Genomic DNA, 14,608 nt, shown 5'->3' with positions numbered 1-14,608 from the left:
GACTCAAACTACCTGATAAACCCGTTGGCCCGAGATGTAAGTCGCCATAACGCGACCGACAAACTCTTCACCGAGGTAAGGAGAATTGTGGCCTTTTGTCTTGCGGTTCTCAGAAGACCATGTCCAACGTGCCGTACTATCAAACAAAATAAAGTCTGCAAAACTGCCCACAGAGAGAGAACCCGCTTCCAAACCAAAACAAGCCGCAGGACCGGAAGTGAGGCAAGTTAATAGGGTAAGAAAATCTAAGTCGCCTTCATCCGTCAATTGCATAGCCAATGGCAGTAATATTTCAATATTCGCCATACCAGGCTCTGTCGCAGCAAATGGTGCGATCTTAGCCATTTTTTCATGTGGCTGGTGATCAGAACATATCGCAGTAATAACACCCGCTTTGATACCTTCAATCAGTGTCAAGCGATCTTCATCGCTACGTAATGGCGGCAAAACATGATAATGGCCATCAAAACGATTCAACACCTGATCATTAAGCAACAGATTATGCACGGCGACGTCTGCGGTCACATCAAGACCTGACGCTTTGGCATCGGCGATCATCTCGACCGATTTCGCGCAAGATAAACGAGCAAAGTGCGCACGCACACCGGTTTTTTGCACCAGCAGCAAATCACGCATCAGCGCAATCGTCTCTGCTTCTTCAGGAATACCTGGCAAGCCATGCATGGTTGACACCAAACCTTCATGAGCGCATCCCCCTTCAGACAGGCTTGTCTCATCAGGATGAAATACCACCAACAAATCATGGGTTGCCGCATATTCAAGCGCACGTACCAACACCTTAGTACTCGCCATAGGGTGACGATGGTTCGATAACGCCACGCAACCCGCATCAGTCAACGCCACCATGTTGCTAAGCTGAGCGCCTTCTAGGCCCTGTGTTAACGCCCCAAGAGGGAATACGTTCGCCATGCCAGCGTCGTCCGCCTTATCTTGAATCAAAGCAGCAACCGCGGGTGTATCTACGATAGGACGAGTATCTGGCGCGCAGACCAAGGTGGTCACACCACCAGCAACCGCCGCGCGGCCTTCCGTTGCGATATTTCCCTTTTGTGTCAATCCAGGCTCACGCAAAGACACCGCCAAATCCACCAACCCAGGCAATACCCACTGACCCGATGCATCCACCACTTCAGCGTCATCAAAGCCTTCTGGTGCATCGCCAATCGCGACGATTTTTTGGTTATCAACAAACAGTTCTGTGACAGCGTCGATACCTTGACTCGGATCGATCAAACGACCATTTTGAATACGTAATTTCATGCTATTTATCATCCCCCGCTACTGACGATTCGGCGCTTTGCAACTGCCCACTCATCGCCATAGACATCACCGCCATACGCACCGCAATACCGTTAGTTACTTGGTTCAAGATAACCGAATGTTTACCATCAGCGACTTCCGAGGAAATTTCCACTCCCCGATTGATTGGGCCTGGGTGCATTACAATGGCATCCGGCTTGGCCCAAGCGAGCGTTTCTTCCGTTAAGCCGTATAAACGATAAAACTCACTCTCACTGGGCAAGAGTCCGCCCTTCATGCGTTCTTTTTGTAGGCGTAACATCACCACCACATCCACGTCTTTTAAGCCCGCTTCTAAATCATGGCAAATCGTGGCGCCCATTTCCGCAAAGAAACTGGGCACAAGCGTTTTAGGACCGACCAAACGCACATCACTGACACCCAGTGTCGTCAGCGCCTGCAATTGAGAGCGCGCCACACGCGAATGCAGAATATCGCCTACAATGGCGATTTTTAACCCTTCGAAGCCACCCTTATGACGACGAATGGTCAACATATCTAACATGGCTTGTGTTGGATGAGCGTGACGCCCGTCTCCAGCATTGATGATAGCCACATTAGGCGTGCAATGTTCCGCAATAAAATGTGCAGCACCGCTGTCTGAATGGCGCACAATAAACATATCACTTTGCATGGCTTCTAGATTTTTTAAGGTATCCAGTAAGGATTCGCCTTTCGAGGTGGCGGATGTTTCGATATTGAGATTGATGACGTCAGCCGATAAGCGCTTCGCCGCCAACTCAAAAGTAGTGCGAGTTCGAGTGGAATTTTCAAAAAATAAATTCACCACGGTTTTGCCGCGTAGCAAAGGGACTTTTTTAACCGATTGCTCTCCCATCGAAAGAAAGGATTCTGCCCGATCAAGGATCTCGGTCAAAATGGTTTTATCCAAGCCATCTAACGTTAGAAAGTGTTTAAGCTGCCCGTGTTCGTTTAACTGTAATGCCCGAGGTTCGGATCGCATCATGGTTTGCTTTCCTCAAACTGCAAAGACGGTATCGTCTTTCTCTTTTGCTTAAAAAATAGAACGTCTAGATAGGAAAATGCCCGGTGCAGGCATACTGCAACCGGGCATTCATGACAGTAAACAGCTGTCTCACCTTATTCTCACGGTAAGATATCGTTTTTATAACCACTGTAGCGTCAATTTTATCCATGCGTTAATTGTCGTATGTGTGCGCGAAAAAATAAAGCGTTGTTGTGCATAATTAATCGGTATTAATCACTGAAAAACCAAGCGGTTGTGGCCCTGTTAGCTTAACTCTTTGGTCAGGATTAAGCGTCAATTGCTCGCCAACAATATCGGCCGCAATCGGCAACTCATGCTGCCCAAGATCATAAAGAATGGCCAAGGTAATGCTTGCAGGTCGACCGAAGTCAAATATTTCATTCATGGCGGCTCGAATCGTCCGGCCAGACATCAATACGTCATCGACTAAAATAACGTGCCTGTCTTCAATCGCGGGTAACAGAGTTTGGTTTACTTTAGGATTTAATCCCGCTTTGGTAAAATCATCTCGGTAAAATGTAATGTCTAAAGTGGCGAGTGGTTCGGTGGTTGGCACCGCTGACATCAAATGTTCAGCCACCCAAACTCCACCAGTATGAATACCGACGACAATGGCGTCTTCAATCTTTTTCTTTTCGCAGTAAGACGCTAATTGTTCCCTCATTGCCGCCAGCGAGCGCTCTAAATCTAACTTCATTCTTTCCTCATACCTTATTGTTAAATTCATCATAAAACAGGATGAACGCCCTGTCTTTCTCAATGGAGAAGCGCTTACAAAGACTCTGCAAACCAGGTTTCCAGTATCATTTGAGCCGCCAAACCATCCACAGAATTCTCTTTAAAGTTACGATTGCCTCCGCGGGCAATCACCTGTCCTTTTGCTTCATAAGAAGACAATCGTTCGTCCATCATATGGTAAGGAAGGTTGAAACGTCCATGCAGTCGTTTGGCAAATTTACGTGCTCGTTGACACATCTCATTTTCTGAACCATCCATATCAAGCGGCAGACCAACAACAAATGCATCTGGCTTCCATTCTTCAACAATACGCGTGATCTCATCCCAATTGGGAATGCCTTCTTTTGCCTTAAGAGGGTCAAGCGGCTGTGCGGTTCCCGTAATACTCTGGCCAACCGCCACGCCAATCCGTGTCGTACCAAAGTCAAAGCCCAATACTGCGCGTGCAGTATTGGGCTTCTGGCTAGCATTCAAAGACGATGTTACCGTCATTAACCATGTCCTATATCCGGTGAAAGTCTTGTCATATCAATTCCCAGCACACGAGTCGCGGCGGTAAACTGCATATCACTTGGAGTATGAAATAATACGTCTAAATCCGCTTCACATACCAGCCAATCATTATTGGCTATTTCGTTTTCGAGCTGTCCTGCATCCCAACCAGCGCATCCCAGCGTAATTCGGAATGCCTCAGGACCGTTACCTTGGGCAATGTCCTCAATCGCTTCTAAGGAGGCAGATAAAGACACATCGTCAGTTACTTGTAGGGTTCGTTCCCAAGATTTATCGGTGGTATGCAAGATAAAACCGCGTTCAGCTTCCACAGGCCCACCATTATAAATGGGGTCAGCGCCCAAATGCGGGCTGATAATGTGAATGCCAAGATGGTCGGCTAACTCGCTAAAGTCAACATTGGATGGACGATTGATAACAATCCCCATCGCACCCGCTTTCGTGTGTTCGCAGAGATAAATAACCGTGTGTTCAAAGTGGGGGTCGTCTAGATGTGGCATAGAAATCAGAAAGTGATTTTTAAAAGAATCGAAATATGCATTCATAGTCATGAGCCCTCTTTAAATTGATGACAACGCAAGAAGCGCGTTGATTATTTACACTTAAGAAGTACTTGGATCTAAAAAAACAACTTGCCAAATAAGGCGAAACAGACAGTAGAACAATGTAGAGAAGAGCAATTGAAGACGGTAAATGTACACAACCGACCTATGCAGTATAGAGGAAGATGAAAATTAACCCACCCCTAATACACAAATTATTACTAAATCCCTTCAAAACACACATTTCACGCAGTAAACTAACAATGTTTTCACATTTGAGAGACCAATAATGCCCAGCAATTCATCCTACAACGCCACTAAGCGATTGGCACAGGCCGAGATACTCAGCCTTGTGTATGTGATGACGTTGGCGCAATGGGTACAACACTATCAAGCGGAAACCATCGATCTACGCTATTTTTTCCACAGTGGTTGGTCCTCTTAGCTTTTCGGCCTTTGTCCTAAAAAATGAAGAAGCGATTTAATTACCTAGCATTAAACGCTTCTTTGCCGTGTCATTTCGACAGAACGCCGATTATCAGCAAGCAGGAAAATAAGATGCAACTACAAGCCATTGACTACAACAGCCCTACCGCTCAAGAAGACTTCGTTAAATCCTTACGCGAAACAGGATTTGGTGTGCTTAAAAACCACCCCATCAAAAAAGAACTAGTGAGTGCAATCTATCAAGATTGGCAGGACTTTTTTGCCGATGACAGTAAATACGACTACCGCTATAACGTCGGTCCACAAGATGGTTATTTTTCGCCCAAAGTAGCGGAAACCGCTAAGGGCCATACCAAACGTGACATCAAAGAGTATTTTCACTACTACCCTTGGGGACAATGCCCTGAAAAGCAAAAACCGCTTTTAGCGCAATACTATGGCGAAGCTTCTGCCTTGGCAAAAGAACTGCTCGCTTGGGTTGAGAAACACTCCCCTGCCGATGTCGCTAAACATTACTCACAATCACTTTCCAGTATGGTAGAAGACAGCCAGCAAACCTTGCTGCGCGTATTACACTACCCACCATTGAAAGGCGATGAAGAATTAGGCGCGATCCGCGCAGGCGCCCACGAAGACATCAATTTGCTGACCATATTGCCTTCCGCCAATGAGCCCGGTTTGCAGGTTAAAGCCAAAGACGGTACTTGGATGGACGTACCCTGTGATTTCGGCACGCTTATTATCAATATTGGCGACATGCTACAAGAAGCATCCGGCGGTTACTTTCCCTCCACTTCTCACCGCGTGATTAACCCAGAAGGTGCCGATAAAACCAAATCGCGCATTTCCCTGCCCTTGTTCCTGCATCCAAAACCAGAGGTTGTGTTGTCGGAGCGTCACACGGCAAAAAGTTATTTGCATGAACGTCTTGTAGAATTAGGCGTGTTGCCAGCCTAATGGCAAAAGGCACGGTCAAAACCGTGCCTAAAGAAATCTCATACATAACCACCGCGCTTCACCGTCTCCATACGAAACGCGGTTTTTTTATTATCTACATTTATTAGCTGCCCGTTACCCAAATAATCAACGGAATCCCCACCACAATCACGACCGAGGATACCAGCGTCGTGCTGGCTATCGCGTTTGCCGTCGACTTACCATCGTCGCCTTTTGCCACCGCCGTTACATAGGCAGAAGCCGCCGTGGGTGCGGCTAAAAAGATGAACAAAAACAGCAATTCTTTTTGACTAAAGCCCAATCCATACCCAATTGCAGTGAATAAAATAGGGCTCAACAGGACTTTACATAACATCGCCATGGAAAAGTGTTTCGGCAAGATAAATCCACTGGTCGCTAATGATCCCCCAATACAAACCAATGCCAAGGGCAAAGACAAACCACCAATTAACGAGCCGGTTTTCATCACAAAAGCCGGCAATGTCAGTCCTATCATATTGGCCCCTACGCCAAGCACGATGCTGACAATAAGCGGGTTTTTAAGAAGGCTTTTCAGTACCGGAACCAAACGCAATTGACCGTGGCTATAACGTGTTAATATCACTTCGGCTAAAATATTAAACAGCAAAACACTCAAGCCAGACATCACGCCACCCAGCGCCACACCTTCTTGACCAAACATATTCACGACCAGTGCAACACTGAAAATCCCACAATTGCCTCGAAAAGCGATCTGAACAAACACGCCACGCTGCCGCTCTGGCACATTAAGCTTGACCGCTAACCACCAGGACAGTAAAAAAGTAAGCCCTATCGCCGCCAAAAAATAGGCCGCCAAATTAAGACTTATCAAGCCATTTAAATTGTTGCTCATCATGCCGAAGAAGAACAAAGCGGGCATCGAGACTTGAAAAACGAATCGCGAACTCACCAAAATAAAGCCATCATTGATCAGCTGAATTCGTCGCAGCAAAGCGCCCATCGCAATCATTAATAAAACTGGCGCGGCCACATCCAAAATCACGCTTTGCGTTTCTAACAAGTTGAACTCCCTAAAACAAACACTCTACAGGCTAGGGTGGCCAATAGAGTGTTTTTTATCAATTAAAAGGACTTATTTATACCAATTTCCCATTCACCAATTGAGGAATGTTTAAGGGGTTTTTATCTTGAATAGCGTCTGGGATCAATGAGCTAGGGAAGTCTTGGTAACACACTGGTCGTAGGAAGCGATCAATAGCTGCACTACCAACAGACGTTGAACGGCTATCCGATGTCGCAGGGAAAGGGCCGCCATGTACCATGGAATGACACACTTCCACACCTGTTGGGTAGCCATTGCATAGAATGCGACCCACTTTACGCTCTAGTGTTGGTAATAAAGCTCGTACGGCTTCAACATCCGCATCTGACATTTGCACCGTCGCGGTCAATTGACCTTCTAAGTGCTCAGCCACCACCTTGTATTCATCCAAGGTATCGCATTCGATAATCAAAGACGTTGAGCCAAAGACTTCATCTTCCATTGACGCATCAGCTAAGAAAGCGTTCGCACTGGTAGCGAATACATGTGGGCAACACTGGTTTGGCTGATCACTATCATTACCCTTCGCCAAAAGTGTCGCAGCTGAATTGTTGTTCAGCTTCTCAACACCGTCACAATACGCTTGGTAAATACCAGGTGTTAGCATGGTTTGCGTACCCAATGCTTGCACTTCGCTGGCAACCGTCGCTTTAAAGCTATCCGCCGCTTCGCCTTTCAGCAGCACAACCATACCTGGGTTTGTACAGAATTGGCCTGCCCCCATGGTAAGTGAACCAACAAAACCTTTCGCCACACTTTGCGCTTCAGCGGACAACTTTTCAGGCATGATAAAGACAGGGTTAATACTGCTCATTTCGGCATAAACAGGAATGGGCTCCGGACGATTGGCGGCGATGTTCATCAGTGCGACACCACCACTACGAGATCCTGTAAAACCCACGGCTTTAATCGAAGGGTGCGCCACTAGAGCACTGCCGATTTCACGACCAGAACCATACAAGAGAGAAAACACACCAGCAGGCAGACCGCATTTTTTCACCGCAGCCGTAACAGCTCGACCCACCAGTTCAGACGTACCAGGATGAGCAGAATGCGCCTTAACAACAACCGGACAGCCCGCCGCCAATGCCGACGCGGTATCGCCACCAGCAACAGAGAAAGCCAATGGGAAGTTACTTGCACCAAAAACCGCCACTGGGCCTAAGGCAATTTTTTGGAAACGCAAATCAGAGCGAGGCAATGGTGTGCGATCTGGCATAGCAGGATCAATACGCGCGTCGGTCGCTTTGCCCAAACGAACCACGTCTGCGAACAAACGTAGCTGTCCCATAGTGCGTCCACGCTCCCCTTCAATACGTGCTTTAGGCAAACCCGATTCCGCCATGGCACGCTCTACCAGCGCATCACCGAGCGCTAAAATTTCATCAGCGATGCATTCTAGAAAAGCCGCACGTTTTTCTGTACTGATGGATCGATAGGCATCAAATGCTAGCCATGCCGCACTGACCGCTTGTTCAACGTCCGCTTTGGTACCGCCATGATAAGCAGGCTCTAGCGTTTCGTTAGTAGCAGGATTGATTGCGTGAATGGCTTGTTGAGTCCCCGTAATATCGTTACCGGCTACCAATAAAGTGCCTTTAAGAAGCCCTTTCGTATCCATGTTTCCCCCTCAGTTTTATCGAAGAATAAAAGTGAGCCAAACTCACTTTTAATGCGTTACTCTAGATCAAACTTGTTATCGCTCTGGTAGCGTTCGTACAGATGGTAAGCGCGATACAAATGATTATGCATGGCCTGCTTTGCACCTTCTGCATCTTGGTTTTTGATGCAATTGAGTATTTCAAGATGCTCTGATCGAATGCGGCGCAAATATTCGTCTGTCGCCACCTGCTTCAAGTTTGTGTTTATTAATTTTGCTCTGGGGATAACGTTCTTATTAAACTGCTCATAAAACTGTTTAAGGAAAGGGTTACGAGTCGCGGTACAAATCGCCAGATGAAAAGCGTAATCTTCTTTTCTTGCCAATTCGCCACGGCTTAATGCCTCGTCAAACTCATTGAAATGCTTCTCAAGGATGGCAACGTCTTCGTCTGAACGACGCAACGCCGCCAATTCACAAGCCGTAGTTTCCACGCTCAAGCGCATTTCTAAGATATGTAGAATATCGGCAATTGCCGTAGGATCGATTCGATAAGCAAACAGAGTCTCGCTTGATTGAGCACGAATCACACTCGTGCCCACGCCACGTTTTGTTTCCACTAAGCCTAACGATTTAAGCTGAGTGATGGCTTCTCGAATAACAGTTCGACTCACACCAAATAGATCGCATAACGCATTTTCTGTCGGCAGTTTATCTCCCACAGAAATGTGCCCAGCCGAAATCTGCTTTTCAAGTTGTTTTGCAACATTGCTTGCCAAGCTATCGCCTTTGCCTACTCGTTCTATTTGTAGTGATTTAGCCACTGTTTTCACCCTATCCATATCTGATTGCGCCGTTTATTCTAAAACCCAGAACATTACCCCAGTGCTACTTATCTAACAAGCGCTGGTTTTTTGGCATTAAACGTCCAGCCAGGAATCAAGAACTGCATCGCCAAGCTGTCATCACGTTGACCTAAGGTGAGCGTTTTATACAGCGCATGGGCTTCCATCAGCTTTTCACGATCCAGTTCAATGCCTAAACCCGGTTTCGTTGGCACAGTAATTTTACCGCCACGGATTGTTAATGGTGCTTTGGTGACGCGTTGACCATCTTGCCAAATCCAATGGGTATCAATCGCGGTCACTTCACCGGGGCAAGCGGCCGCAACATGCGTCATCATTGCGAGCGAAATATCAAAATGGTTATTACTGTGAGAACCCCATGTCATGCCCCACTCATTGCAGAGTTCGCCCACGGCAACCGCACCTTGCATGGTCCAGAAATGACAGTCGGCAAGTGGAATATCAACCGAATCAAGACGCACCGCGTTTTTTAGCTGTTTCCAATCCGTCGCAATCATATTTGTCGCGGTTTTCAGACCTGTTCTACGTTTGAACTCCGACATGGTTTCGCGGCCAGACCACGCCCCTTCTTGTCCACAAGGGTCTTCTGCGTAACTCAACATGTGCTTCACTGGCGTCAAGTATTCAACCGCTTGATCCAGCGTCCACGCGCCATTTGGATCCAGCGTTAAACGCGCATCTGGAAACGCCTCGTACAAAGCCGCAATGCATTCGGCTTCTCGATGACCGTCCAAGACGCCGCCTTTTAATTTAAAATCTTTGAAACCGTATCGCGCATAAGCGGCTTTCGCCAATGTCGCAATGGATTCCGGTGTGACGGCTTCTAGACCACGAACCCGATCCCACTCATCTACTGGGTTATCATAGGTTGGGTAAGGCAAATTTGTTTTGGTGCGGTCGCCAAGGAAAAACAAGTAACCTAATGCTTCGACTTCGTCACGCTGCTTGCCATATTGACCCAGTAAATCAACAACAGGTAAGCCCATATTCTGGCCTGCCAAATCGAGTAGTGCCGATTCAATCGCCGTAATGACATGCACTGCGGTTCTTAAATCGAAGGTTTGATTACCGCGAACATCATCCGCTTTACCGGATGTCGCGCTGCGCACATCACTGATAATACTTTTCCACTTGCCAACGCTTTTGCCTTCAACTAAAGCACGACACTCTTCAAGTGTGGCGATGATTTTATCCGTCGCTGGCACTTCACCTAAGCCGATATTGCCGTCGTTATCTTCCAGTACCACCACTGTACGGATAAACCAAGGTGCATGTCCGCCACTTAGATTCAGTAAAAAACTATCGTAGCCAGCAACGGGTATTACCTGCATCTTTTTTATTGTTGTAAACATAATGCGAATCTCTGCCTTGTAAAAAAATGAGAAGGTTAGACTATCCGGCCTAACCTTCTCTAAGGTATCAAGAGTTTTTCTTAATAATTGCTTCTAACTCCGCCACTTCACCTGCTGTCGGCATAGTGAGTGGTGCACGCACATTACCAGCCGTGTGCCCCATCAAGGTGGTGCCCGCTTTAATTAGGCTCACTGCGTAGCCTTTTTTGCGATCACGCAAACGGCAGAATGGGATAAAGAAATCTTTAATGATTGCCGTCACCACGGCCTGATCACCAGCGCGCAGCGCTTTGTAGAACTTGTTGGCCATTTCTGGCATAAAATTAAAGACCGCAGAAGAATATGTATTCACGCCAATCGACAAATAGGCTTCAGCGAAAATTTCCGCCGTTGGTACACCACCTATGTACACTAAACGATCACCGACGGTTTTAATCGTATCGTTCAATGCCGCGATGTTACCCACGCCATCTTTTAGCGCCACCATATTGGGGTTCGCTGCTGCCAAGGCTTTCACGCTTTCAGCGGTCAAAATGCCATTACCACGGTTGTAATAAATAAAATGTGTTTTGCTAGAGGCCATGATTTGGCTAGCGTACTCGACAATACCGTCTTCAGGGCATTCTGTTAGAAAAGGTGGCATCAACAAAATACCGTCACAGCCAGCTTCATCGGCAATTGCGACAAATTTTTTCGCATCAGAGACGCTGCGACCCGCCGATGCAATGACTGGAACACGGCCTTTTACGGTCGCAACAGACAGCTCAACAATTTGACGGTAGTCGTCTTCGTCGAGAGAAAAGAACTCCCCCGTACCACCCGCCACAAAAATAGAAGACACGCCATGTTCGATAAAAGACTCTAAGCGTTGACGGAATGTCTCTGCGTTAAATTTACCATTCGCATCAAAATCCGTTACTGGAAAGGACAACAGTCCGTCGCTCAATGCAGATCTCATTTGTTCAACCGAAAAAGCCATGCTTTTTTCCTCTTTATTATATTAATAACACCTTCCTTAGTTCGGAAGATTTTTGACATAACTTGTAATACATCATACAACTAAAAAGACGAATTACAAGCCAAATTTGCTTTTATAATAGTATCGGCTTAAGTCACAGGGGCTGGGTTAAACAGCACTAGATCGTTATGCAACCCTAAACGGTCAGCCGCCACTTGTTTGCGTCCGCTTGCCACATCCAATATCAGATGAAACAACTCCCAGCCCGCTTCTTCTAAAGTGATTTCCTTGGTTGCCATGCGCCCAGCATCCATGTCGATCAAATCATGCCAGCGATTCCCTAATGAACTATTGGTCGACACTTTAATCACAGGCGCCACTTCTAAGCCGTAAGGTGTTCCTCGCCCTGTGGTAAAAACTTGCACATTCATACCAGAGGCAAACTGAAGCGTGCCGCATATAAAGTCACTGGCGGGTGTCGCGGCAAAATTCAAACCACGCTTGCGAATGCGCTCTCCAGGACTTAACACATCCACAATTGGGCTATTACCAGACTTGGTAATCGATCCCAATGACTTCTCTACAATATTATTCAAACCGCCTTTTTTATTGCCTGGTGTGGTGTTCGCACTGCGGTCCGCTTGACCCTGATTGAGATAATCGTCGTACCACTGCATCTCGCGCAGCAAAGCTTTGCCAACTTCTACCGTTTCAGCTCTTGGTGTTAACAAATGAATCGCGTCACGTACTTCGGTGACTTCTGAAAACATCACCGACCCACCCGCACGCACAATCAGATCCGAGGCATAACCCACAGCAGGGTTTGCGGTAATACCAGAAAACGCATCACTGCCACCGCACTGCATCCCAACAACCAGCTCAGAAATAGGACAAGGCTCACGACGACGTAAATTTAAGCGTTTAAGATGCTCTTCGGCCATATCCATAATATGGTCGACCATATCTTGAAAACCGTGATGTGATTCGTCTTGCAAACTCACGATGCTGTCTTCAAGTCGTTTCGCCGCCGCAGAATTAGGCAGAATATTCACTGCTTGCGAATCATCAATCTCAAGCAAACGATGAGGCTGTAGTTTTTCACAGCCCAAACCAATCACCATGATTTCGCCACCAAAATTGGGGTTCTTCGCCATATTTTGCAAAGTCCGAATTGGCACGATCGCGCCGGGAGCATTAATCGCCACGCCACAACCATAGGAATGGTTCAGAGCCACCACACCATCCACGTTCGGGTATTTTGGCAGCAAAGTCTGCTTGATCAGCTTGACCACATAGTCTGTGATACCGGCCACACACTGCACACTGGTACTGATACCCAAAAGGTTTTTTGTGCCAGCAGAACCATCGGCATTTTTATAACCGTCAAAGGTATAACCCTCTAATGGTTCAAATTTAGGCTTTTCTCGAGTCGCCAACGGCAACTCGTCAAGGTTTGGTGGCGTCGGCATCCGCACCACTTGCTCAGACACCCAGCATCCAGCGTCCAAATCTTTATCCGCATAGCCAATCACTTCGTTGTAACGAATGATCTTTTCACCTGCTTTTATTGCCTGCAAAGACACTTTGTGACCTTGTGGTACCGCCTCTTTTAGCACCAATCCATTGTCTAACTCGGCACCAGCTGGCGCACCACCTTGATTCAAGATGATCGCAACATTGTCATTGTCATGAATTTTGATTAACACATAAGATGAACTCATTTACTCTCCCCTGAATGCTGCTTGCTTTTTTTATGTATCATGAATGAGACAACAATAGACAAGACAATCAATCCCCAAAGCACCATGGCAATCGGGCTTTTAGTAAACAATACGGTGTATTCTCCGTAGGACTCTAAACTCTTCACAAAATACACTTCCGCACTGCCACCCAAAATAAAACCAATCACCAACGGCGCCACTTCAATGCCAATCTTGGTAAAAATCCAACCCGCCACACCAAAAATAAACAAAGTCCAGACATCAAACATAATGCCGTAATTAATGGCGTACGCTCCGACGGTACACATCATTACTATGATGGGATAAAGAATAAACTTAGGGATCAACACCACCTTAGCGATGTAGCGAATGGCATAAAACATCACGACAAACATCACCACATTGGCAAACATCAAGGCCGTTATCATGGAATACCATGTGTCGATGTTTTCCCCGATGAACAAAGGACCGACTTGCAACCCTTGCAAGGTAAACGCACCGATCAATACGGCCGTGGTGCTGTCACCTGGAATCCCTAGAGACAATAACGGTATTAAAGCGCCCCCCGTCAAACCGTTATTGGCAGACTCTGACGCCACCAATCCTTCAGGCTCACCTGTGCCCATTTTGTGCGGCTGTTTGGAGAGATTTTTTTGTTGGGTATAGGCCAAAATCGATGCCGCACTGCCCCCTATGCCCGGCAACATCCCAATAAAGGTACCAATCGATGAAGAACGTAATAAGTTGCCCACTTGCCCTTTGAAAACAGAGAAGCGAAATGGCTTACCTTTTGTTAAATTCACTTTATCTTCTTGGGACGATTCTTTTGCCCCCTTTTCCGCTTCTTCTATGATGGTCGATATTCCAAACAAACCGATCAGAACAGGCAACAGGGAAAAACCGAAGGCAAGATAAGGTTCCATAAACGGCAGCATCAATCGATACTCACCATTACCACCATCAGACACATCGTAAGAACCGATTAAACTGAGCAAAACTCCCAATAAACCGCTAAACACCCCCATGACAATATTTTTCGATAAAGAAGCAATCACCGTCAGAGCAAAGAAAATCATTAAGAACTTTTCAACATAGGAAAACTTAATGGCAAAATCCGCCAACACAGGCGCAAAGAAAAACAACACCAAGGCACTAAAAATACCGCCGACCAAAGACGCCACAATGCATATTTTTAAGGCGCGTTCAGCTTCTCCTCGCTGCGCCATTGGGTAGCCATCAAAGGTAGTCGTGATAGACGAAGGGGTTCCTGGGATATTGAGCAATATGGCAGGCACCAACCCTCCCGAAATACCACCGACATACAAACCCAGCAACAAAGCCAAGCCTTCTTGCAACCCCAATGTATAGGTCAATGGTAAGCAAACCGCGACCGCCATGGTTGCGGTCATTCCAGGGATGGCCCCAAAAACAATACCAATAATCGCCCCTGCGGCGGCTAACAAGAAAAAAGCCGGCGAGAGTAATTCTAAAAACTCCATAA

Annotated in this window: 14 protein-coding genes; 2 read left to right on the top strand and 12 right to left on the bottom strand. The window is 46.8% G+C overall.

Going from position 1 to position 14,608, the window contains the following annotated elements; genetic code table 11:
* Window positions 1–3 precede the first annotated feature (3 nt).
* The 5 genes from DKT73_RS04800 to DKT73_RS04780 all read right to left on the bottom strand — a co-directional run bounded on the left by DKT73_RS04800 (window position 4) and on the right by DKT73_RS04780 (window position 4,131).
* Entirely contained in the window at window positions 4–1,281 is a 1,278-nt protein-coding gene (locus tag DKT73_RS04800) for a dihydroorotase (protein WP_111637438.1), read from the bottom strand.
* Window position 1,282: 1 nt separating this feature from the next.
* Window positions 1,283–2,287, bottom strand: coding sequence for an aspartate carbamoyltransferase catalytic subunit (locus DKT73_RS04795; RefSeq protein WP_111637437.1), 1,005 nt, complete (start codon window positions 2,285–2,287; stop codon window positions 1,283–1,285).
* A gap of 241 nt (window positions 2,288–2,528) precedes the next feature.
* Window positions 2,529–3,026, bottom strand: coding sequence for a bifunctional pyr operon transcriptional regulator/uracil phosphoribosyltransferase PyrR (pyrR, locus tag DKT73_RS04790; RefSeq protein WP_111637436.1), 498 nt, complete (start codon window positions 3,024–3,026; stop codon window positions 2,529–2,531).
* A 74-nt stretch (window positions 3,027–3,100) separates the two neighbouring features.
* Window positions 3,101–3,559, bottom strand: coding sequence for a Holliday junction resolvase RuvX (gene ruvX / locus DKT73_RS04785; protein WP_111637435.1), 459 nt, complete (start codon window positions 3,557–3,559; stop codon window positions 3,101–3,103).
* A complete protein-coding gene (locus DKT73_RS04780) occupies window positions 3,559–4,131 on the bottom strand; it encodes a YqgE/AlgH family protein (protein ID WP_232827785.1) in 573 nt (190 codons plus the stop codon). Before DKT73_RS04780 ends, ruvX begins: the two co-directional genes overlap by 1 nt.
* 280 nt (window positions 4,132–4,411) lie before the next feature.
* Between DKT73_RS04780 and DKT73_RS20015 the strand changes: the two genes are divergently transcribed.
* Window positions 4,412–4,567 carry a hypothetical protein gene (locus DKT73_RS20015; protein WP_157959153.1) on the top strand — a complete coding sequence of 52 codons (156 nt, stop codon included), beginning with the start codon at window positions 4,412–4,414 and terminating at the stop codon, window positions 4,565–4,567.
* Window positions 4,568–4,680: 113 nt separating this feature from the next.
* Window positions 4,681–5,526: a 2OG-Fe(II) oxygenase family protein gene (locus tag DKT73_RS04775; protein WP_111637434.1), complete on the top strand. Its 846-nt coding sequence runs from the start codon at window positions 4,681–4,683 to the stop codon at window positions 5,524–5,526.
* A 103-nt stretch (window positions 5,527–5,629) separates the two neighbouring features.
* Here the strand turns inward: DKT73_RS04775 and DKT73_RS04770 are convergent, their stop codons facing one another.
* The 7 genes from DKT73_RS04770 to DKT73_RS04740 all read right to left on the bottom strand — a co-directional run bounded on the left by DKT73_RS04770 (window position 5,630) and on the right by DKT73_RS04740 (window position 14,606).
* Complete coding sequence (locus DKT73_RS04770; RefSeq protein WP_111637433.1) at window positions 5,630–6,568, bottom strand: AEC family transporter; 939 nt, start codon at window positions 6,566–6,568, stop codon at window positions 5,630–5,632.
* Window positions 6,569–6,644: 76 nt separating this feature from the next.
* On the bottom strand, window positions 6,645–8,231 hold the full coding sequence (locus DKT73_RS04765) for an aldehyde dehydrogenase (NADP(+)) (protein ID WP_111637432.1): 1,587 nt from the start codon (window positions 8,229–8,231) through the stop codon (window positions 6,645–6,647).
* A gap of 56 nt (window positions 8,232–8,287) precedes the next feature.
* On the bottom strand, window positions 8,288–9,034 hold the full coding sequence (locus DKT73_RS04760; protein ID WP_232827784.1) for a FadR/GntR family transcriptional regulator: 747 nt from the start codon (window positions 9,032–9,034) through the stop codon (window positions 8,288–8,290).
* A 68-nt stretch (window positions 9,035–9,102) separates the two neighbouring features.
* Window positions 9,103–10,428, bottom strand: a complete 1,326-nt coding sequence (locus DKT73_RS04755) for an enolase C-terminal domain-like protein (protein ID WP_111637430.1) — start codon at window positions 10,426–10,428, stop codon at window positions 9,103–9,105.
* Between the two features lie 67 nt (window positions 10,429–10,495).
* The gene (locus DKT73_RS04750) at window positions 10,496–11,407 is read right to left on the bottom strand and encodes a 5-dehydro-4-deoxyglucarate dehydratase (RefSeq protein ID WP_111637429.1); all 912 of its coding nucleotides are present in this window, start codon (window positions 11,405–11,407) and stop codon (window positions 10,496–10,498) included.
* 128 nt (window positions 11,408–11,535) lie between these two features.
* Window positions 11,536–13,107, bottom strand: a complete 1,572-nt coding sequence (gene garD / locus DKT73_RS04745; protein WP_111637428.1) for a galactarate dehydratase — start codon at window positions 13,105–13,107, stop codon at window positions 11,536–11,538.
* Window positions 13,104–14,606 carry a tripartite tricarboxylate transporter permease gene (locus tag DKT73_RS04740; protein ID WP_111637427.1) on the bottom strand — a complete coding sequence of 501 codons (1,503 nt, stop codon included), beginning with the start codon at window positions 14,604–14,606 and terminating at the stop codon, window positions 13,104–13,106. The genes garD and DKT73_RS04740 overlap by 4 nt, the downstream gene beginning before the upstream one ends.
* Window positions 14,607–14,608 lie beyond the last annotated feature (2 nt).

The sequence above is a fragment of the Marinomonas shanghaiensis genome (genome assembly GCF_003259175.1).
GTDB lineage: Bacteria > Pseudomonadota > Gammaproteobacteria > Pseudomonadales > Marinomonadaceae > Marinomonas > Marinomonas shanghaiensis.
This window is presented reverse-complemented; position numbering and strand designations above follow the sequence as displayed.